16 protein-coding genes are annotated in these 18419 nt (G+C 63.2%); 9 read left to right on the top strand and 7 right to left on the bottom strand.

Annotation, left to right across the window (positions count from 1 at the left end; translation table 11 throughout):
* Positions 1-10: 10 nt before the first annotated feature.
* From ACQP2T_RS06955 to ACQP2T_RS06965, 3 genes are all read right to left on the bottom strand, one after another.
* Positions 11-2035, bottom strand: coding sequence for a WD40 repeat domain-containing protein (locus ACQP2T_RS06955; protein ID WP_433515369.1), 2025 nt, complete (start codon positions 2033-2035; stop codon positions 11-13).
* A 183-nt stretch (positions 2036-2218) separates the two neighbouring features.
* The gene (locus ACQP2T_RS06960) at positions 2219-2482 is read right to left on the bottom strand and encodes a GntR family transcriptional regulator (RefSeq protein WP_433515370.1); all 264 of its coding nucleotides are present in this window, start codon (positions 2480-2482) and stop codon (positions 2219-2221) included.
* 22 nt (positions 2483-2504) lie between these two features.
* Positions 2505-2663, bottom strand: coding sequence for a hypothetical protein (locus tag ACQP2T_RS06965; RefSeq protein ID WP_433515371.1), 159 nt, complete (start codon positions 2661-2663; stop codon positions 2505-2507).
* Positions 2664-3418: 755 nt separating this feature from the next.
* Here ACQP2T_RS06965 and ACQP2T_RS06970 point away from each other — a divergent pair.
* Complete coding sequence (locus ACQP2T_RS06970) at positions 3419-4096, top strand: ABC transporter ATP-binding protein (RefSeq protein ID WP_433515372.1); 678 nt, start codon at positions 3419-3421, stop codon at positions 4094-4096.
* Here ACQP2T_RS06970 and ACQP2T_RS06975 read toward each other — a convergent pair.
* Positions 4084-4509 carry a DUF1801 domain-containing protein gene (locus ACQP2T_RS06975; RefSeq protein ID WP_433515373.1) on the bottom strand — a complete coding sequence of 142 codons (426 nt, stop codon included), beginning with the start codon at positions 4507-4509 and terminating at the stop codon, positions 4084-4086. The genes ACQP2T_RS06970 and ACQP2T_RS06975 overlap by 13 nt on opposite strands.
* The gene (locus ACQP2T_RS06980) at positions 4500-4643 is read right to left on the bottom strand and encodes a hypothetical protein (protein WP_433515374.1); all 144 of its coding nucleotides are present in this window, start codon (positions 4641-4643) and stop codon (positions 4500-4502) included. Before ACQP2T_RS06980 ends, ACQP2T_RS06975 begins: the two co-directional genes overlap by 10 nt.
* Positions 4644-5126: 483 nt before the next feature.
* On the opposite strand from ACQP2T_RS06980, the gene ACQP2T_RS06985 reads away from it, so the two are divergent.
* Complete coding sequence (locus tag ACQP2T_RS06985; protein WP_433515375.1) at positions 5127-7736, top strand: TrlF family AAA-like ATPase; 2610 nt, start codon at positions 5127-5129, stop codon at positions 7734-7736.
* A 377-nt stretch (positions 7737-8113) separates the two neighbouring features.
* Here the strand turns inward: ACQP2T_RS06985 and cas3 are convergent, their stop codons facing one another.
* Positions 8114-11161 carry a CRISPR-associated helicase Cas3' gene (cas3, locus tag ACQP2T_RS06990; RefSeq protein ID WP_433519723.1) on the bottom strand — a complete coding sequence of 1016 codons (3048 nt, stop codon included), beginning with the start codon at positions 11159-11161 and terminating at the stop codon, positions 8114-8116.
* Between the two features lie 50 nt (positions 11162-11211).
* Between cas3 and ACQP2T_RS06995 the strand changes: the two genes are divergently transcribed.
* The 5 genes from ACQP2T_RS06995 to cas6e are packed head-to-tail and all read left to right on the top strand — an operon-like array spanning position 11212 to position 16275.
* On the top strand, positions 11212-12747 hold the full coding sequence (locus tag ACQP2T_RS06995; protein WP_433515376.1) for a type I-E CRISPR-associated protein Cse1/CasA: 1536 nt from the start codon (positions 11212-11214) through the stop codon (positions 12745-12747).
* 3 nt (positions 12748-12750) lie between these two features.
* Positions 12751-13314 carry a type I-E CRISPR-associated protein Cse2/CasB gene (gene casB / locus ACQP2T_RS07000; RefSeq protein WP_433515377.1) on the top strand — a complete coding sequence of 188 codons (564 nt, stop codon included), beginning with the start codon at positions 12751-12753 and terminating at the stop codon, positions 13312-13314.
* Positions 13311-14684 carry a type I-E CRISPR-associated protein Cas7/Cse4/CasC gene (locus ACQP2T_RS07005; RefSeq protein ID WP_433515378.1) on the top strand — a complete coding sequence of 458 codons (1374 nt, stop codon included), beginning with the start codon at positions 13311-13313 and terminating at the stop codon, positions 14682-14684. Before casB ends, ACQP2T_RS07005 begins: the two co-directional genes overlap by 4 nt.
* Complete coding sequence (cas5e, locus tag ACQP2T_RS07010) at positions 14681-15535, top strand: type I-E CRISPR-associated protein Cas5/CasD (protein WP_433515379.1); 855 nt, start codon at positions 14681-14683, stop codon at positions 15533-15535. Before ACQP2T_RS07005 ends, cas5e begins: the two co-directional genes overlap by 4 nt.
* A complete protein-coding gene (gene cas6e, locus ACQP2T_RS07015; RefSeq protein ID WP_433515380.1) occupies positions 15532-16275 on the top strand; it encodes a type I-E CRISPR-associated protein Cas6/Cse3/CasE in 744 nt (247 codons plus the stop codon). Before cas5e ends, cas6e begins: the two co-directional genes overlap by 4 nt.
* Before the next feature lie 633 nt (positions 16276-16908).
* Here cas6e and ACQP2T_RS07020 read toward each other — a convergent pair.
* Entirely contained in the window at positions 16909-17322 is a 414-nt protein-coding gene (locus ACQP2T_RS07020) for a GntR family transcriptional regulator (RefSeq protein ID WP_433515381.1), read from the bottom strand.
* Positions 17323-17430: 108 nt separating this feature from the next.
* Here ACQP2T_RS07020 and ACQP2T_RS07025 point away from each other — a divergent pair, with 108 nt between their 5' ends.
* Positions 17431-17745 carry a hypothetical protein gene (locus tag ACQP2T_RS07025; protein ID WP_433515382.1) on the top strand — a complete coding sequence of 105 codons (315 nt, stop codon included), beginning with the start codon at positions 17431-17433 and terminating at the stop codon, positions 17743-17745.
* A 194-nt stretch (positions 17746-17939) separates the two neighbouring features.
* Positions 17940-18419 carry a GntR family transcriptional regulator gene (locus tag ACQP2T_RS07030; RefSeq protein WP_433515383.1) on the top strand — a complete coding sequence of 160 codons (480 nt, stop codon included), beginning with the start codon at positions 17940-17942 and terminating at the stop codon, positions 18417-18419.

Here is an 18419-nt window from a genome sequence, read left to right on the forward strand (position 1 = left end):
CGGTGGCGGTTCACGCTCGATGCAAGGGCTGGGGCTGTCGAGCCGCGGTCGGCTCGCCCGCATAAGGCGAAGTGGTGCTGGCCAGGGTCTTTCGGAGCTTGGTGCTCGCGGTCATGACGGTGATCTTGCGGCTTGCGCAGATGATGAGGTGCCCGGCCGGGGTGATGGCGACGGCGGTGACGGGTTCGGAGAACTGCTGGTCGGGGCCGATCTGATTGCCGGTGGTGAGGTTCCAGACTTTGATGGTGTCGCGGACGCTGGTGACGGCGATGGGGTGGCCGTTGACGAGGGCGGCCGCCAGGTTTTCGGCATCGCGAACAGGTAGTTCGCCGGTGGGCTGGCCGGTGGTGACGTTCCAGGTCTTGGCCAGTTCTCTGGGGTGGGTGCTGGTGGTGACCGCGATGAGGTTGCCGTCGGCGGTGGTGGTGAGGGCGATTTTGCGGATCGGTTTGCCGTGGTAATAGCCGGTGGGGTGGGGGGCGGTGTTCTGGTTGGTGTGCAGGTCGCGGACGCGCAGGGCGCCGCGATAGGTGCCAGTGATCGCGAGGGGGTGTCCGTCGGAGCCGGTGGTGGTGGCCAGGGCTTGGGCCCAGCGGCGGTTGCGGGTGGCGACTGGCGGGAGTTGGGTGCCGTTGGCCGGGTCCCAGCGGTGGATGTCCTTGCCGGAGTCGGCGGTGACGACGAAGGGCCGGCCATTGAGGACGGCGGTGGTGAGCGCGTGAATGGTGGATCCGGAGTAGGTGATGGCGTTGGTCTGTTGCCCGGTGGCGGGATCCCAGGTGCGGATGGTGCCGTCGGAGCCGGCGCTGTGCACGATGAGGCGCTCGTCCACGGTGACGGCGGTGACCTGACTGACGGGTCCGGTGTGGCCGGTCAGCGGGTCGTCGGCCGGTTCGCCGGTATCCACGTCCCACACGCGGATTGTGGCGTCGGTGGCTGCGGTGATGGCGACCTGTCGGCCGTTCAGCATTGCGGTGGTCACCGCCTTGATGACGCCCGTGTCGGCCGTGGCCACATCCCATACTCGGATGGTCTCGTCCTGGCTGCCGGTGATGGCGATGGGGTGGCCGTTGAGTTCGGTGGTGGCCACCGCGTACACCGGGCCGATGTGGTCGGTGAGGGGTTCGCCGATCTGGTGGCCGGTGGTGAGGTCCCACATCCGTACGGTCTCGTCGCTGCCGCCGGTGATGGCAATGGGGTGGCCGTTGAGTTCGGTGGTGGTCACCGTCCACACCCAGCCGGTGTGGCCGGTGAGGGGTTCGCCGATCTGGTGGCCGGTGGTGAGGTCCCACATCCGTACGGTGTTGTCGCTGCCGCCGGTGATGGCGATGGGGTGGCCGTCGAGCTCGGTGACGGCCACTGCGTACACGTGGCCGGTGTGGCCGGTGAGGGGTTCGCCGATCTGGCTGTGGGTGGTGAGGTCCCACATCCGTACGGTCTCGTCGCTGCCGCCGGTGATGGCAATGGGGTGGCCGTTGAGTTCGGTGGTGGTCACCGTCCACACCCAGCCGGTGTGACCGGTGAGGGGTTCGCCGATCTGGCTGTGGGTGGTGAGGTCCCACATCCGTACGGTCTTGTCTTCACTACAGGTGATGGCGATGGGCTGGCCGTTGAGTTCGGTGATGGCCACCCCCTCCACCCAGCTGGTGTGGCCGGTGAGGGGTTCGCCGATCTGGCTGTGGGTGGTGAGGTCCCACATCCGTACGGTGTTGTCGTCGCTGCAGGTGATGGCGATGGGACTGCCCTTGAGTTCGGTGACGGCCACCGCGCACACCGAGTCGGTGTGGCCGGTGAGGGGTTCGCCGACCTGGCGGCCGGTGGTCAGGTCCCACACTCGCACCATGTGATCCTCGCCGCCGATGATGGCGACGGCATGGCCGTTGAGTTCCGTGGTGGCCACCGCGTACACAAGGCCGGTGTGGCCAGTCTCCGGTCGTATGGCCTCGGTGTACGTGCGCCGGCCGTCGCTGCTTCGCGTCCATCGCACATTCCAGGCGGTGGAGCCGGTGCCTTGAGGTAAGGGCTGGATCGACATGATCGGCAGCGTAGCCACTGGCACCGACAGTGTGATCAGGTTCGGGCACGCGGCGGGCTCGATGCGCCGACTGAGCCACCTCGTGACTGCCGGGTTCCGGGCGGTAGGCACGCTGCACGTCACTTCCGGGACGTGCCAGGGGAGGGGATGAGGAGTCAGGACTTCGACAGCCTGGCTGACGCCCTAGGTCTCGCTGCCGGTCTTCACGAAGCTGCCCAGGTTGGGGACGGTGTAGACCTTGTCGGCGTTTCGGAGGCGTTCCATGGCCTTGCGGATGGTGGGGCGGGCGACGCCGAACTCTTCCATGAGCTTCACTTCGGAGATCTTGAACTTGGGGCCCCACTCGCCCGAGTCGATGCGCGCGTTCAGGACTTCGAGGATCTGCTCCCAGCGGGAGCGGTCCTCGTCGTACTCCCAGGTGCGGGTGTGCTCGACATATCTGGCCACAGCATGAGAGTAGGAGGGCGTTTCATGGCCCTTCACACCGCAGCGCCTCGCGATGCACGCCGAGCCGGTCGGCCACCCGGGCGATCGCCCCTGCCTTGCCTCCGGTCTCCTCACGCAGGTCGAACACCATCTTGACGGCGCGATCACGCAACTCTTGGGGGTACTTCCTCGGTGCGGGCACGACTCCCAGCCTTCCAGTCTTGGGAGCCTCCAACCAACCCAGGGCAGCTCACTCCGCTCTGTACCGGGACAGCCAGACGCAGGCCAACTCATCGACCGTCGGCTTGCGGTCCACTGTGACGCTTGGTTCAGAGTAGATCGACTGCTCGTGTTCGTCATGGGGATTTTGTAGGCATGATCGGCACGTCCGTGATCCGACGTGGTGTCAATGGCCTGGTTCCAACGAGATGATCTGGAGGAGCATGGGCTAAAACGGCGTTCCGACATGCGGCTACGCCTTCAAGATCATCCCGTATATCTCTCGTGATCAACGTCCTACGGCTGCATACGGCTGCTCCCGGTGACCTCTCCCGGGCCTGGAAAGCAGAAGACCTGCGGATGAGAAACCGCAGGTCAGATAGCAAAATGCCTGGTCAGGATGTGTGCCCCCGGCAGGATTCGAACCTGCGGCACCCGCTTTAGGAGTCAGGCGAGCATACGTGTCGTTTTCCCAGTTCAAGAGGGGTAAGTGAGAGTTGGTGGGAGGTCGCTGCGCATGTATTTGGCACCCGCAGATCATATGGATTGTTGCTGCGTTATCAAATAGCCGGTTTAGCTCACCGAGCTGAGACCACCTTTCGGCCCCGTGAGGGAACGCTCAGTCCTTGAGGGCTATGTAGTTCCCTTCGAGACAGGTCCGCCACCTGCTGTTGTTGGGTCATTCCGCGCGTGCGCAGACATCCGATCTGCCTACGGTGTCAAGCCGCGGTTGGCGAGGTGTTCGAGCGCCGGAACGAGAGCGTTCGTGATCCCTGGCCGAGCGGGAGCGGGTGCTGGGCGGCGACCCCCCTCCACCCTGACCTCCCGCAACAACCTGGCCTACGCCTACCGGACGGCGGAGGACCTGGGGAGAGCCATCCCGCCATCCGCCGGGCCCGCGACGGCCTGCGCCGTACCTTCCAGCGAACCCAGGTGTTCGGCCGCCTGACCGTCCTCGACAACGTCCTGGCGGCCCTCGAATGGCACGGCGGCGGTGGCGGCCTGCTGGCCGACCTGGTCGGCTGGCCCGCCCGCCGCGCCCTGGAACGGACCCGCCGTGAACGCGCCGATGAGGTCCTGGCTCTCTGCGGCCTGACCGACCTTCGCGACGCCTACGCCGCGTCCCTCCCGGTCGGCCGGCGCTGCCTGGTCGAACTGGCCCGCGCCCTGGCCGACCGCCCCGCCCTGCTCCTCCTCGACGAGCCCGCCTCCGGCCTGGACACCGACCAGGCCGCCCGCCTCCGCGACATCGTCACCTCCCTCGACATCACGGTCCTGCTCGTGGAACACGACATGGCCTTCGTCATGTACGTCTGTCACCGCCTCGTCGTCCTCGACCTCGGCCCCGTCATCGCCTCCGGCACCCCGGCCCAGATCCGCGACGAGCCCGCTGTACGCACCGCCTACCTCGGCTGATCCTTGAGCTTGCGCCAGCCCCCGGCCCGGTTGTTGGCGATGATCTGCCGGAACATCGCCACGAGGGCGCGTTCGTTGATGGTCTCGCCCTGGCGGAAGGACACGGTCCGGGCGGTCTTGTTGTTGTGCCCGGCCGTGATGATGCCTTCCGGGTCGGGCACGATGGCGCCGTCGTACAGGAACACGTTGACGTGGTCCTTGGCGGCCAGCAGCGCGCAGACGTTGCCCTTGAGGACGAAGTAGGGCTGGACGGTCCGCTTGATGGTCTCGGCGACCTCGGGGTCGGCGGCGTGGATCAGGTCGCGGACCTGCCGGCAGATGTCCTGCTGCCACTCCGGCAGGTTCGCGATGTAGTCGTCGACGCGCGGGTCGCTCTCGTAGGGTCCCTGAGGTCGTACGTCGTTCACAGCCACGCTCCCACGATCGCGGAGATTGCCAGGATCTTGATCAGCCAGTCGCCGGCGTGCAGCGCGGCGGTGACGGCCGGGGTCTTCTCCCACATCATGGACCCCGTGAGCAGCACGGCCGGGAACCCGACCCACAACACCAGGCAAGGCGCATGATTGAGGCCCCGGCACCGACCAGCTCATCCGCATAAGCCACTACACCTCCCGTCAGGACATCGTTGGCTACGCCCGACCATTCTGACTTGCTGTGTGTCGGCGCTTGCGAGATAACCGTTGACCACGGGGGACTTCGCAGTTGGCCAACGGATGCGGTGCTCGTCAGGTGGCGGTGACATTCAGGCGACCCGGCACCGTGCAATGAGCCGCATACCCAACGCGATGACCACGAGACCACCCACCGTTAGTTCATCAGCGGGACCGCGAGCCCTAGCGCGCTACGCGCGATTCATCGCTAATGAGACATTTGGGACTCCAGGCACTTGAGAGTCGCTTGTGTGTCACGTTACAGAAGGTGTACCCGCCAACTAGGATGAGACGTTCTACACGTCATCCCCTCAGGAGGATGCTCCATGATCGACGCTTGGACCGTTCTACGCGAGGGGGCTCGCTGGTACCGTTGCGCCTTGCAAGTCAACCCCTTCACCTATCTAGCTATCCACAATAAGCTCGATCCGGCATTTCCGGACGAGGAGAGTTACAATACCTCCTTGATTGCCGCATTTAAAACAAACATGGTTGACGCCATAGCGATAACAGACCATTGGAGCGTTGACAGCGGTGAAGAGCTTCGGCGTCATGCGACATCAGCGGGCCTTGTTGTTTTCCCGGGCTTTGAAGCCACTAGCAAAGAAGGCGTACACTTACTGGTTCTGTTTGACCCAGACACATCGGCAGGGCAAATCAACAGGTGTATCGGCGAGTGCGGCATCAAAGCAGATTGCCAGGATTCCGCACCAGGCATGCTTGACATTGCCGAACTTCTCATTCGCGCCGAGCGCTGGAACGCTACAATCATTGCTCCTCATGTCACCACAGACGCAGGGCTGCTCGGTCAGCTGAAAGGGCAAGCTCGCGTTCAAGCATGGACCAACCCTCGCCTCCATGCTGCGGGACTCTCCGGAGGAGCTCCCTCTCAGGCACATGGAGATATCCTCAAAGGCAAGAACTCCGAGTACAAGAGAGCCGCTCCAATGGCCCTTATCAACGCAGCGGACATTAACAGTCCAAGCGACGTAGGGAAACCAGGTTCCGCAACCTGGATCAGGATGTCGAGCCTAACGGCAAGGGGTCTCGATCTCGCATTCCGTACCCCTGCTACCCGCATCGAGCGAGGATCTCTTACGGCTTCGGAGCATCCTGTAATTACAGGAATTGAGTGGACCGGCGGCTTCCTTGATGGGGTACGGCTTCGCCTGAACGAATCGCTGAATACCCTTATCGGTGGCCGCGGATCAGGAAAGTCCACAGTGATCGAAAGTATTCGATACGCTCTCGGTGTCGAACCGCTTACCCACAAGGCCATAGAAGAGCATCGGTCAATGGTGAACGATGTGAACGTTCTGGGGAGCGGCACGCAGATCAAGCTACTCATCAGATGCCAAAAGCCGACGCCGACGTACTATGTTGTCGAACGGAGTGTTCCCGGTGAACCTACCGTAAGCACTGCGGATGGAGCAGAAATGCACTCCACTCCAGTCGATCTGTTCGGAAATATTGAAGCATACGGCCAGCGCGAGCTTGCAGATCTTGCACGCGACAAAAAGCAACTAACAAGCATGATCGCCCGCTACATGCCTCAAGCGAGTGCGTATTCGGAGAAGTTCCATGAGCTCGAGACGAAGCTTCAGAGGTCTCGCAATGGCATCCTGGACCTAGAGCGGGAACTCAAGGACATCGAAGAGAAGCTCGGACGACTACCTAGGCTGCGAGAGCGCCTTCAGAACTTCGAGAAAGCCGGTATCGCCGAACGGCTTTCAATTCAAGAGAAGATGCAGCAAGAAGAGACTCTCCTCGGGCGAGCTCTCAGTTCTGTTGACGGTCTTTATCGCGGACCGGGCGACTGGCCCGGAACGCAGCCCATCGACACGACTTTCCTCGAAAACGATCGGATTGGTGAGCAGCTGCCCAACGCGGAGCTCTTGCAGCAGGCTAAGTCGGTTCTCAATCACCTCAACATTTCGATTAGCACATCCATCGCCGACATGGGATCGTCCGTACTAGCAGCAAGAAAAGAGCTCGAAAGTGTCAAGGAGAAATGGATCCAGGAAAGCTCTGGCATCCGGTCCGCGCTCAATGACGCATTGCGCGCCCTTCAGCCTGATGGAATAGATGGGAACGAATACCTCCGACTTACTCGCGAGGTTAAAACCCTTGAAGGATTCCGCCCACGCCATGGCGAGCTAGCAGCTAACCTGCAGCGCCTGAAGGACGAGCGTCGGCAATTGATCAGGACACTTGAAGAACTTCAACGTGATCGCGTGAGCGATCTCAAGTCGGCGGCAAAGAAGATCAGTCGCAGACTTACGGGCACCGTCCGCATAGAGATCGTCGAAGGCAGGGACCGAAGCCCTCTAGTGAAGTTGATAGATGACCACTTGAGCGGCAGGAAGGAGAAGATTCGCTCCGCTATTGAAGCCGCCGCCACTCTGTCGGCTCGCGAACTCGCCGATACATGTCGCGGCGGAATACAAGAGATAGTAAGTACATATCCATCGATCACGCGGATGCAGGCAGAGCTCCTTGCCAACGCTGGAGAAGAGCTCTCCATGCTTATCGAGGAGATGGTTCTTCCTCTCACCACCGAGCTTGAGTTGAATCTGGGCACGCAAGGTGCCGAGAATTGGCGGACACTCGATCGCCTATCCACTGGGCAGAAGGCGACCGCCCTCCTACTTATTCTCCTGCAAGAGAGCAGCGCGCCGCTGATCATTGATCAGCCAGAAGATGATCTCGACAATAGGTTTATCTATGATGAGATCGTACCGAAGATACGCTCATGCAAGACTAAGCGCCAGCTCATTTTCGCCACTCACAACGCCAACATTCCTGTGTTGGGCGATGCCGACCAGATCGTTACTCTCGAGGCTTGGGATACCACAGGTAGGATCACTGGCGTTATAAGTCCCGAAGGCTGTGGTTCTATCGATGACCAGGGGGTTCGGCAAACAGTAGAGGAGCTACTTGAAGGAGGAAGAGAAGCGTTCGACAATCGCCGCTACCTATACGGTTTCTGAGGGAGCACGGCACGGACAGGCAGAACGTGGAGACGAAGGCGGGACCATCCCCACATGCGCGGGGAGCACTACAGGCCGTATCCGGCCACCGAGACGTTGTCGGGACCATCCCCGCGTGCGCGGGGAACACACACCGCCAACGCCGCCGATCACGTACGTCATGGGGCCATCCCCGCGTGCGCGGGGAGCACCACTACACGCCTACCGTCTCCAACTCGGCCAAGGGGCCATCCCCGCACGCACGGGAGGCTTCTTTTGTGACCTGCTCGTCTACCAGCATGTAGCAGTGATGGCGGTAGCCATTCAGAAGTGGATAGGTGCCCCGCTGAAGCGGGGAGGATGTCGTTGGTGGGTGGTTCATCGCACCGGCCAACGGGTCATTCCAAGGGACTTGAACGTGGTCGACGATAGCGTGCGCGTGAGGGCCTGAGCGAACCAGTCCTTTGGAGCCCGGTCTTCTGGGTGAGGGTGATCTTTCCAGGGAGGCCGTGGATACATGTGCCGACTGAGTCGAACAGTAGGGTCGGTCGGATGCGGATGGGGCCGTTCCCGGTGAGGGGCCACTTGTTGGGGGGCGGCCACTTGCCTTGTTGGAACCAGCGGTGCGGGATGCGGATGGTGTTGAGGAGTAGCTGGCGAAGTTGCTCGCGGTACTGGGCAGGTTGCTTGGTGCGGTCGTAATACTTCAGATCGGCAGGGTTCTGTCCGGCTTGATCCCAGGTCAGCTTGCCGTCAGATTGTTTGAACAGACAGACCACGTCGTAGCTGTCGGCTCCAAGGCGGGAGCGCGCGCCGAGGTGGGCAGGTAGACCTTGGTCGGTTTCTTCGCCATTCAGCCAGTCGGAGGATAGGTCTGCTACTTCGGGGCCATCATCGTCGTGGCCAAGGTAGGCGGGGACCATCCTGGCTTCGGCTTCTAGGCGTTCTTCAGTGAGGTTGTTTTGCATGTCGTGCCATGTGAACTGAAGGAGACGGTCCAGCTCAGGAGTGCGCCCACGCACGGCTTGTTGTCCGTAGACGGTCTCGATCAGTGCGGGGATCTGGTCAGAGCTGATGACCTGCCGACGGGGCGTATCCCGATCCTCCGTGAGGACGTGCCAAGTGGCCGCAAGCAGGTAGGGGGCGTAAACGGCGCCATCGATGTTGTCGGGGTAGGCGACCAAGGGCGTTCGATTTGGGGAGGGCAGCCACAGAAGACGCAGTGGAGTGATGTCGTTGAGATGCGGGGCTCGGCCGGAGTCATTGACGTGGTGGCGGCGTACGCGTCCGCGGCGCTGGATGGCCAGGTCGACAGGGCATAGATCGCTGATCATCAGGTCGAAGTCGAGATCGAGAGACTGCTCGATCACTTGGGTGGCGATGAGCAGCATGCGTGGAGGCCGCTGCGGATTGGGCTTGATATCCCGTAGTTCTCGATCCGGATGCGGGCCGAGAAGGTTGATCAGGTGCCGCTGGATGCGGTTGCGATCGCGCTCTAGGAGCCGGCCGTGAAGCAGGAGGACCTCTGTGTCGGGCGTCCATCCGTATTCCTCGGCGAGCTCGCAGACCGCCGTGTAGAGGTCCACAGCGCTGTCCACCCGATTGCGTACGACGGCAACGATGCCTCTGTCTCGAACCTCTTCGAGGATGGTCCGGGCCCACCGGTGCTCCAGGCTTGCACTGGCGGGTCCCATGAACGCCTTCGGGGTGATCAGCTCCAGCGCTCCGTCATACGCGGTTTGAGGTGCGGCTGCGTTGTTCGCAATGGCCTTCGGAGAGTCGCCGACGGCCATGCCGTTCGCGTCAATAACGGTGATGGTGTTGGTGGTCTGATCGTTCCGGCTGAGGGGAGCCTTGCGGCCTAGACACCATGCATCGATGAGGAGGTTCTTGGCCGAGGCCGGCAAGGTGGCCGACAGGACGATCACGGAGGCTCCGGCGTCGGCGAGCCAGGTCACTGCCTGGCTGAGCAGTGTCTGCTGGTAGAGCTCATAGGCATGGGCCTCATCAATGATGACGACCTTCTGGGCCAGACCGAACAGCCGAAGGAACCAGAAGCGGGATTTCTGGACCGAGAGGACGATCTGATCGACGGTCCCAATGCCGAAGGGGGACAGCAGACCACGCTTGCTAGCCAAGAACCACTCGTCCAGAACGGCTCGGAGTTCGTCGCCACAGATCAGATTGATGTCGTCGGGTGCGACGGCCGAACCTGGCGAAGCGGCGGCCTGGAGGAGTTCTTCGGCAACTGCGGAAGCCGCGGCCGTACCGTGGACAACGGCTAGGTTGGCCCTTTCGATGTCGCCCGCAAGGCTGGCGCTGACGAACGTCGCAGCGCGCATGGCCGCTTGCTCGGTTGAGGCGCGGCTGGGCAGCGCCATATACATGCCGTGGTAGCCGTTGGTGAGAGTTAGATGGTGGGCCGCCCACCAGGCGGCTTCGGTCTTGCCGCTGCCAGTGTCGGCTTCCACGATGACCATCGCCGGCCCGGTCCGAGGGAGCAGTCGCATGACCGCCTGTTGAGCGGGGCGTGGTTGGTGCTGTTCGCCGAAAAGTGTGCTCCAGGTGGCCTGCTCCACGGGCCAGCGGCGCAGGTTGAGGCTATCGACGGCGTGGATGGCCTCCCGTTGGGACGAGGCCCACCAGTCGAGAGTCGGGGTTGCCGCGTCGCGGTAGGTGAAGAACGACTCGTTGGAGGCGAGCCAGTCGGCCAAGACGACAAGGCCCGCGAACAGGGGCATTGCTGCTGGGCGGGCAGGCTTGGCGACTGTTTGCTTGACGTCACGTTGATCGATGTCCAATAGACGCGCGAGGTCGCCGATGAGAGCCTGATGGATGTTCTCCCACTTGTTGCAGCTATCGATGCTGATTCCGCTGAGTTGATCGGCGTTGGGGATGTGGCCGTGGTGCCCGCCGAGCAAGTCGCCGACCATGTGGAGCGTCGGGGTCTTCAGACCATCGGATCCGCATCGTCGACACGCGCAGCCGAGAAGCCGGGGAAGCAAACGAGCGGTCACCTTGGCGTGGGCGATGGATGGGTGTTGCTCAAGGTTGGTGACCAGGGGCAGCCCGACGGTCCGTGCCTCTCCCTCCCAGCGTCGGGCTGCAGCTCGCAGGCCGTGCTTGTCGCGGCTGGGGTAGAACAGCTTGAGGAATTCCGAGCATGCCTTGCCGGGGATGTCGTGCAGCGCGGCCAGAAGGGCGACCATCTTGCGCGCTCGGGCGGGTTCTCCCTGGCCGAATGTCTCGGCGAGCAGATGGCGGACGGGGTCGGCCAGATAGTCGTCGAACAACAGCAGAGTAACGGCTGCCGTGTCGAGCGAGTGGGCGAGCAGAGGGTTCCATGCCGCCCGTCCTGCCTGCTGGTTGACTCCGCTGCGGTCCGTCTTGCCCCATACCAGCAGGTGTGGTTCGGGTTCGGGGGACAGGCCGCCCGTCGTTGGCATAGAGTCCACGGCGTTACGTCATCTCTCATCAAGTTGGCGGTGCAATGAATATGCAGCGTTCGGAGGATGGGCTAGCCCGGCTAGGGTTCGACCTGGCCGTTCAAGAATGCATTCCTGCACTGACAAAAAATGAGCCTGATCCTGTCTGGCGATCTCTCGTTGGAGCATTCGCTCATGCAGAGGACGACATCGCGATCAGTCACCCGTCGTCAGGTACAGAGATCGCGGTCTATGAACTCCTCCTTGCAATCTGTCACGCGGCAGGCTTCACACCAACGCGGCCTAGCATGTGGAAGTCCTGGGTGGAGGGGCGCCGGTCGCTCGAACCTGTCGTCGAGTGGTTGACGAGTCCGGAGAACCGCGGTCTCTTCGATCTGTTCGATCCCGTGCGGCCGTACGGGCAGAACAGATTGCTCGCCGACCAGGTGGCCGAGCACGGATACAGCCCGGTCCAACTAATTCTGGAGCGGGCCAAGGACTACAACCAGTTCACTGATCATGTCCACCTTCATGACCGTGAACCGGTGCTGGCACGTGATGCCTTCCTCGCGATGATTACTCAGCACGCCTATGGGCTGGGTGGACGGACAATGGGATCGGTCTCTGGCGCGCTCGGTAGACCATTCACGTATGGGTCGGTGGGCCGACTGGGCGCGCGGGTGAGGATCCTGGCCGTTGGCGACTCCGTGGCCGACACGCTGCGTCTCAACCTGTGCCCGGCACCGCAGAGCGGAACCCTGAACACCACATGGACGAGCGGGACAGAACGGAGAAGGTTCGCCTCGACGCGAGAGCTGCGCGTTCCTGAGGGGCCGGCGGACTGGCACAGCGCTCTGGGACGTTCCATCCTGCTGCGCCCTCGCGCTGGACTCGAGTCGCCTGACGAGGTCGTGGTGGATCGCGTTCTAATGGGTGCTGGGGAGATGATTACCAAGAGTCCGATTGGCGACCATGACGCCGTCTACCTCTCGACCAGACCTATGCAGGCCAGCCTGAGCAAGGCGCTATGGCGCGACGCGCATGCCATCTACGCCGCCAGCCTGAAATCGGGCCGCACGAGCCTGTTCACACTGGTCGCTGACCTTGATCGTCCCCTGAGCCTGCTTGCGGTTGGCCTGGACGCCGAGAACTCGAAAGTACGAGGCTGGGTCCGCGACATGTTCCCCTACAACCCGCTTCGAGCCGACGAACTCCGCAACGCGGCCGAGCACGGAGTCAAGCTCGCCGACGAAGCGGTCCAAGCCATCCAGCGCGCTGCCGCCACGGCATGTAGATATGCCTATCCAGCGCGCAGCCGAGAGAACACCAAGGCGCTAACCGGGCGTTTCGACGCGTCCGATGAAGTCTGGGCCAGAGCTGGGGCACCGTTCCATCACCTGCTCCGCGAGGTTGCCAATGGTGCGAGCCACGTCGCCTCCCTTCGCACGCACGCCACCACCATGCGCGCCGTAGCCGTTGGCGCGCTCGATGAACGGCTCCGCGCACTGCCGCCGAACACGCGTGGCTGGCGGGCCGTTGTCCAAGCCCGCCAAGAGTTGCTTGACCAGCTTGCTCGTAAGACCACCTTCAAGACCTATTCGGAGTGATCCATGTCACGAAGCGATCGCGAGGAGGAACTCTTCGTACCCTACGAGCGCGATGATGAGCGGCCGCCCGAAAAACGGCTGGTCGGATGGCTCGCGGGCCTGGTGAATACCCGCGACGTCGGAGCGCTCGCAGACCTGCGTCGCACCCGGGTCTTCACGGTGCCACGCCTGGTCGCGGGAACCTTCGCGTACGGCGACAAGCAAGGCATAGCTGTGTTTGAGCAGGTGGCTTATCTGTTCGCACGTTTTCACGCTGGCCGTCGCGACGCACACTACGGGTTCGGAAGTCTGGGACTCGCCATGCGCCGCATCGGTGGGCCGAACTCCAAGGGGCCTGACAACGACGGATGCGTCCGACTGCTCAACCAAATCTTGGTCTCGCGTCAACCACCGTGGCGACGCATTCAGCACGCCATCGACCAGCTTCGGCCGGACAAGATAACCCCGCCGCCCTCATGGGCGCAACTCGCCGTTGACCTGCGCTTGTGGAACGACCCCGGCAAGACCGTCCAGCACGACTGGGCGAGCGACTTCTATCTCCCGCCGAAGAAACGGAAGCAGTCATGACCGACCAGTACCTGTCGCTGCACTCGATCATCACGTTCGCCGGGGTACTGCTCAACCGTGACGAGAATAATCTCCCTAAAGATCTCGTGTATGGCGGGGTGGTCCGCACCCGCGTCTCCGCGCAGTGCTGGCGCAGAGCAGAGCGTATGCACTTGCGGGATCGAGCCAACGAGGGCACAGGACCACTGGCTGGATATGCCTTTGGGCTACGCACCCGGGAGTGGGGCATCAAAACCGCTGAGGAACTCATCGCCCTCGGCTGGGATAAGGCGGAGGCCGATGAGATTGCCAAAGCGGTCCTGACAGCGTGCCGACTTAAATTTGGTGACGAAGGCAAGAGGCCGGATCTTACGAAGGTCGCTGTCTTCGCTCCCGCTGACGCTGCAGTAAAGCTCGCCGCCATCATCTCTGATCACAAGGATGAACTGACTCCGTGGCTCATCATGGACCGAGAGAATCGCGTTAAGGCGGCGAAAAAGGAGGCCGCCAAGAAGGCTCGCGGCACGCGCCGAGGCCGTGCGGCAGCGGCGTCCGCCGAAGATGCTCCGCTTACTGGGAGCACGGCCGATATCGTCGGCGACGAGGAGGAGGCAGAGGCCAACCCCCTACCCAAGCGGATCAGGGACGAAGCGATCGCGGCCCTGGCGCCCGCCGATGCCATCGATATCGCGCTTTACGGTCGGATGCTTGCCGAGATCGTCGAATCGCCGAACGTGGATGGGGCGATCCAGTCCATGCATCCCTTCACCGTCGATGAGGGCGTAACGGACGAAGACTTCTTCACCGCGGTGGATGACGAGAAGGACCGTCGCAAGAGGTACGCCCTCGATGCCATCGACGCCAGCTTCGGCGACGACAGCGGTGCCGCGATCACCGGCTATCAGAGCCTGACCTCCGGCACGTTCTACCGAAACGCCGTCCTGGATCGTGAGCAATTGCGGCGCAACCTCCGCAATGGAGGAATGGACGCCTCCCAGGTCGACGCCGCAGCCAACGCCGCTGAGCGTGCGTTCGTCGAAGCGTTCTCCCACGCCGTACCGCCTGCGAAGAAGACCAGCACGGGGGCCCTGGGAGTCCTGCCCAAACTTGTTTTGGCGGTCAGCGGCAACCGGCCGGTCAACTACGCTGCGGCTTTTGAGCAGCCGCTGACCGCCGCAGCAGGCGGCGACCCGGTCAGCATTCAGGCAGTGCGCCGGCTCATCCGCCAGCACCAGCTGGCCGCGCGCAAGCTTCCAGGCATAAGCCGCGGCATCGTGCTGACCTACGACATAGACGTCGCCGACCTGTTGCAGAAATTCCGCTCCGATGACGCGGCCGGTGTGACAGAAGTGGATACGCCCGGCGAGCTCGCCCACGGCGGCCGGGCATGACAGCGACTCTGCTCATCCGGTTGGCGGGCCCGCTTCAAGCGTGGGGTACCGGTTCACGGTTTCTGCACCGTGACACCGACCCCGAACGCCCCACCAAGAGCGGTGTCATCGGACTGCTCGCCGCTGCCGACGGACACAACCGCAACCAGCACGACGCCGACTACCCGGACGCTCTGTCGCTCGCGGTCTTCGCGCAACTGCGTTTTGGGGTACGAGCCGACCGGCCGGGCGTCCTCATACGAGACTTTCACACCGTGGGGGGCGGCAGGTTTCCCATTCGACCCAGGGATGTGATCCTCGACCACCGGAGAACAGCGGGGATATCCGATATCGAGAGCCACGAGGAAGGCCCGTTCGGAGTCGTTGACGTCCCCACCTGGTACGGCGCACCCAAAGGCATCCATCCCGATGAGTCTGGTTCTCTTCAAGCAAAGGCCGCGGTAGGCCGTAGTCCACTGATCACGACACGCTGGTACCTGTCAGATGCCGCGTTCGTGGCCGCTGTGGAATCCAACGACCACGCCCTCTTGGAGCGGTTGTCCGATCGCCTGGATTGCCCACGAAGGTTCCTCTGGCTTGGCCGGAAGAACTGCCCGCCGGCCGAACGACTCAACCACGGCGTACACGACGGCCCAATCGAATCCGTGCTGGAACGCACCGCACTGCTCCCCAACGCCACCGAGGCCGAGCCGTACGTGTGGATCGAGACCAGTCCCAACGAACGCAACAGCGTCCCGGTAGCTGACCAGCCTGTGTCGTTTTCCTCACGACATCGGGTGCACACCCAGCGCTGGGAACGCCGCCGCCACATACCGCTGAGCGAACCCGCCATCCGATGGGAGTTCGAGTGAGCGCCGTTTTCGTTGCTTGTCACAGCATTCTGGAGCTGGACGCTCGACACAGGCTCACCTCCAAGGCCCTGCTCAACGCCCAAGACATGCATCGGCTTGTCATGAGCGGCTTTTACGGCTGGGTCGAAGATGGTGCTCTCGACGCTCGGGCCCAAATGCAGGTTCTCTACACGGCCAATGCCGATCTGAAGAGCGGGAAGCTAACTGTCGTCGTCCAATCACGCGTCCAGCCCGACTGGTCACGGATCCCATCTGGAGCTCTCACCGAGCCCCCAGATGTCATCCTCGTAGATCAGAAGATCGAAATTGGTGACAGATACCGCTTCCGATCCGTGATCAATCCGGCCCGCATGAGCGACCGCCATCGCAGGCCGGATGCGCCGCCTCCCGCCGACGGCAAGCGCGACCTGAAGCGCCTGGCCGACACAACCGCCGACCACGCGCGGCAATGGTTCGCCGAACGACTCCAGGCGCCAGGCGAGCCCTCGACCAGCGAGAGAGGCGTACGTAGAATCGGCGCTCACACAGACCCGGCTGGGCTGGTCGCCCGCATCCTGCCCAAGATTTCCAGCGTCGTTGAGAAGAAAGACGGCAAACACGCCGTTCGCATTGGCCGCGCGGAGATCCGCGGCGAACTGACCGTTACCGATCCTCGCGTGTTCGCCGAGGTCCTGACGGTTGGCTTGGGCCGTGGGCGCGCCTACGGCTGTGGCCTGATCTTGATCAAGCCCCTCTTGTAGAACTGAGTGGTGAACAAAATACAGCGATTGATCTAGTGGCATCGCAGGTCAGAAAGTGTGCTCCCCGCGCATGCGGGGATGGCCCGCCTTCACACTGATCGTGCCGCCCGCCACAGACGTGCTCCCCGCGCATGCGGGGATGGCCCGGTGTAGTAGGCATCAGGCGCCAGGTAGAGCATGTGCTCCCCGCGCATAGCGGGGATGGCTCTCCCACTGTCGTGGGCGCTGCGGCGATGCTGTAGTGCTTCCTGCGCACGCGGGGATGGTCCCGCCCGCGTGCTGGGCGAAGGGATCGACGTGCAGTGCTCCCTGCGTACGCAGGGATAGCCCAAACGGCGCGGCCGGCAACACGATCACGTTCTAGTGCTCTCCCGCAGGGGACGGTCCCACGTTCGGGCCCGGCATCGCCTCCAGCAGCCGGTGCCTTCCACGCACGTGGGGATGATCCCGGCGGGATCAGCACGTCACCTGTGGTGGTCGGGTGCTCCCCGCGCACGCGGGGATGATCCCAACCCGATCACCCTCGTATGCCGGGTCGGCGCGACGATATTCGGGAGGCATTATTGGCCTTGGCCGCCCCCAGCATCTGCTGGCTTTGCCCTGCTCGTTGTCTGAAACGTCAGGCTGTGCGTGTCATCTCTCTACACCCCAAACGAGGGCTGTCCGGTCGGCGGGCAGGATGCGGTTGCCCTTGTGCGGCTGGCTGAGGACGAATACCGGAACCCCCTCGGGGATGTCCAGCTCCCTTCGCTCGTCTGGGGACGGCATGCGAGCGGTGACCTCTGCTGGCCCCTCCACTATCACCCGTTCGACGGGGGCCTGTGGACGGACGTAGGAGCCTTCACGCTTCACGGTGACGATCAGTCCCTCGCTGCGCAGTACCCCGAGTGCCTGGCGTACGGCTACGCGGCCGAGCTCGTACTCCTGCATCAGCCGGCCCTCTGACGGGAGTGCCTGGCCAGGCTCGAGTCGCCCCGCTGCGATGTCCGCGCGGATGATGTCGGCGAGCTGGCGGTGCACAGGTCGATCGGAACCGAAGTCGATCACAACAGGTCATCATCACAACCCCACTACCTCATAAGGGCTTGTAGGCATATGCTCATAAGGAACGAGCAGCAGAAACGTTGCCACATCAAGGTAGGGGAGGTTGCCGCTATGCCTGAGCTTCTCGGTCTAGAGGCAGATGCCTGGCCTTGTCCGAGGCTCGCCGCTCACCCGCCAGGCCGCAGCACCGCCGCCACCACCACGACGCACATCGACTGGACCAAGGAGGAACCGGTCCGCCTGCGGATAGTGGACTACACCTGCTCCTGCCGTGCACTCGTCTATGAGCTGCTGAGCTGCGGCGGCCACTTCATGATCCGTCGCACGCACCAGACCACTTCTCCCGAGGTCTTCTACGCCGGGCCATGGCCGCGGGCCGTGGCAGAGCGCGTTTGGACGATGATCCTCACGGGCGAGGCTCGTTGATGGCACCGGTCCGTTGGTCGCTCCATGGCGGAGCCTGGGCCCAACCAAATCGAGAGCGGCAGGTAGGGCCGCCTCGCCCCATGCCGGGCCGCAGCACGGAGGCGAAGCACGGATCCTCGACGAGGCCGTGGTCATCCCTGCTGATGCTCTGTCGTCTTAGCCTTGAGTCCGTTGTTGCTCGGCAAGGGAGCCTCATGACTCAAGGCAAAGCTCAACCCGCCTACGCCACGCTGGCAAGCGACCTCCGTCGGCGGATCACCACAGGGGAGTACCCGCCGGGCGGGATGATCCCGTCCGAGACGGCGCTCATGGAGACGTACGGCGTAGCCCGCGGGACGGTCCGGCAAGCACTCGCGGAGTTGGAACGCGAGGGCCTGGTCGTCAGCCACATGGGTCGCGGCCGCAGGGTGCAAGGGCAGGCCGCCGAGGACGCCAAGCCCAGTACCCGCTACGAGGACGTGGCCAACCAGCTCCGCGCCGCTATCAAGAGCGGCGAGTTTCCGCCTGATGTACGCCTGCCTGGTGAACCTGTCCTCGCAGGCAGGTTCGGCACCGCGCGCATCACGGTACGCAAGGCCCTGGAACTGCTTCAGCAAGAGGGCTTGATCGTCGTCGTCCCCAGCAAAGGCCGCTTCGTGGCCACCGGTCCACCAGACACCAAGAGCGAGGACTGA

Origin of the sequence: Nonomuraea sp. CA-143628, assembly GCF_050942315.1 — a bacterium.
Classification (GTDB): Bacteria; Actinomycetota; Actinomycetes; order Streptosporangiales; family Streptosporangiaceae; genus Nonomuraea.

Coding starts and splice junctions, on each gene's coding strand:
- ACQP2T_RS06955 (WP_433515369.1), bottom strand. CDS start 2,035: ATGTCGATCCAGCCCTTACCTCAAGGCACCGGCTCCACCGCCTGGAAT.
- cas3 (WP_433519723.1), bottom strand. CDS start 11,161: ATGCCAACGACGGGCGGCCTGTCCCCCGAACCCGAACCACACCTGCTG.
- ACQP2T_RS06995 (WP_433515376.1), top strand. CDS start 11,212: ATGCAGCGTTCGGAGGATGGGCTAGCCCGGCTAGGGTTCGACCTGGCC.
- casB (WP_433515377.1), top strand. CDS start 12,751: ATGTCACGAAGCGATCGCGAGGAGGAACTCTTCGTACCCTACGAGCGC.
- ACQP2T_RS07005 (WP_433515378.1), top strand. CDS start 13,311: ATGACCGACCAGTACCTGTCGCTGCACTCGATCATCACGTTCGCCGGG.
- cas5e (WP_433515379.1), top strand. CDS start 14,681: ATGACAGCGACTCTGCTCATCCGGTTGGCGGGCCCGCTTCAAGCGTGG.
- ACQP2T_RS07025 (WP_433515382.1), top strand. CDS start 17,431: ATGCCTGAGCTTCTCGGTCTAGAGGCAGATGCCTGGCCTTGTCCGAGG.
- ACQP2T_RS07030 (WP_433515383.1), top strand. CDS start 17,940: ATGACTCAAGGCAAAGCTCAACCCGCCTACGCCACGCTGGCAAGCGAC.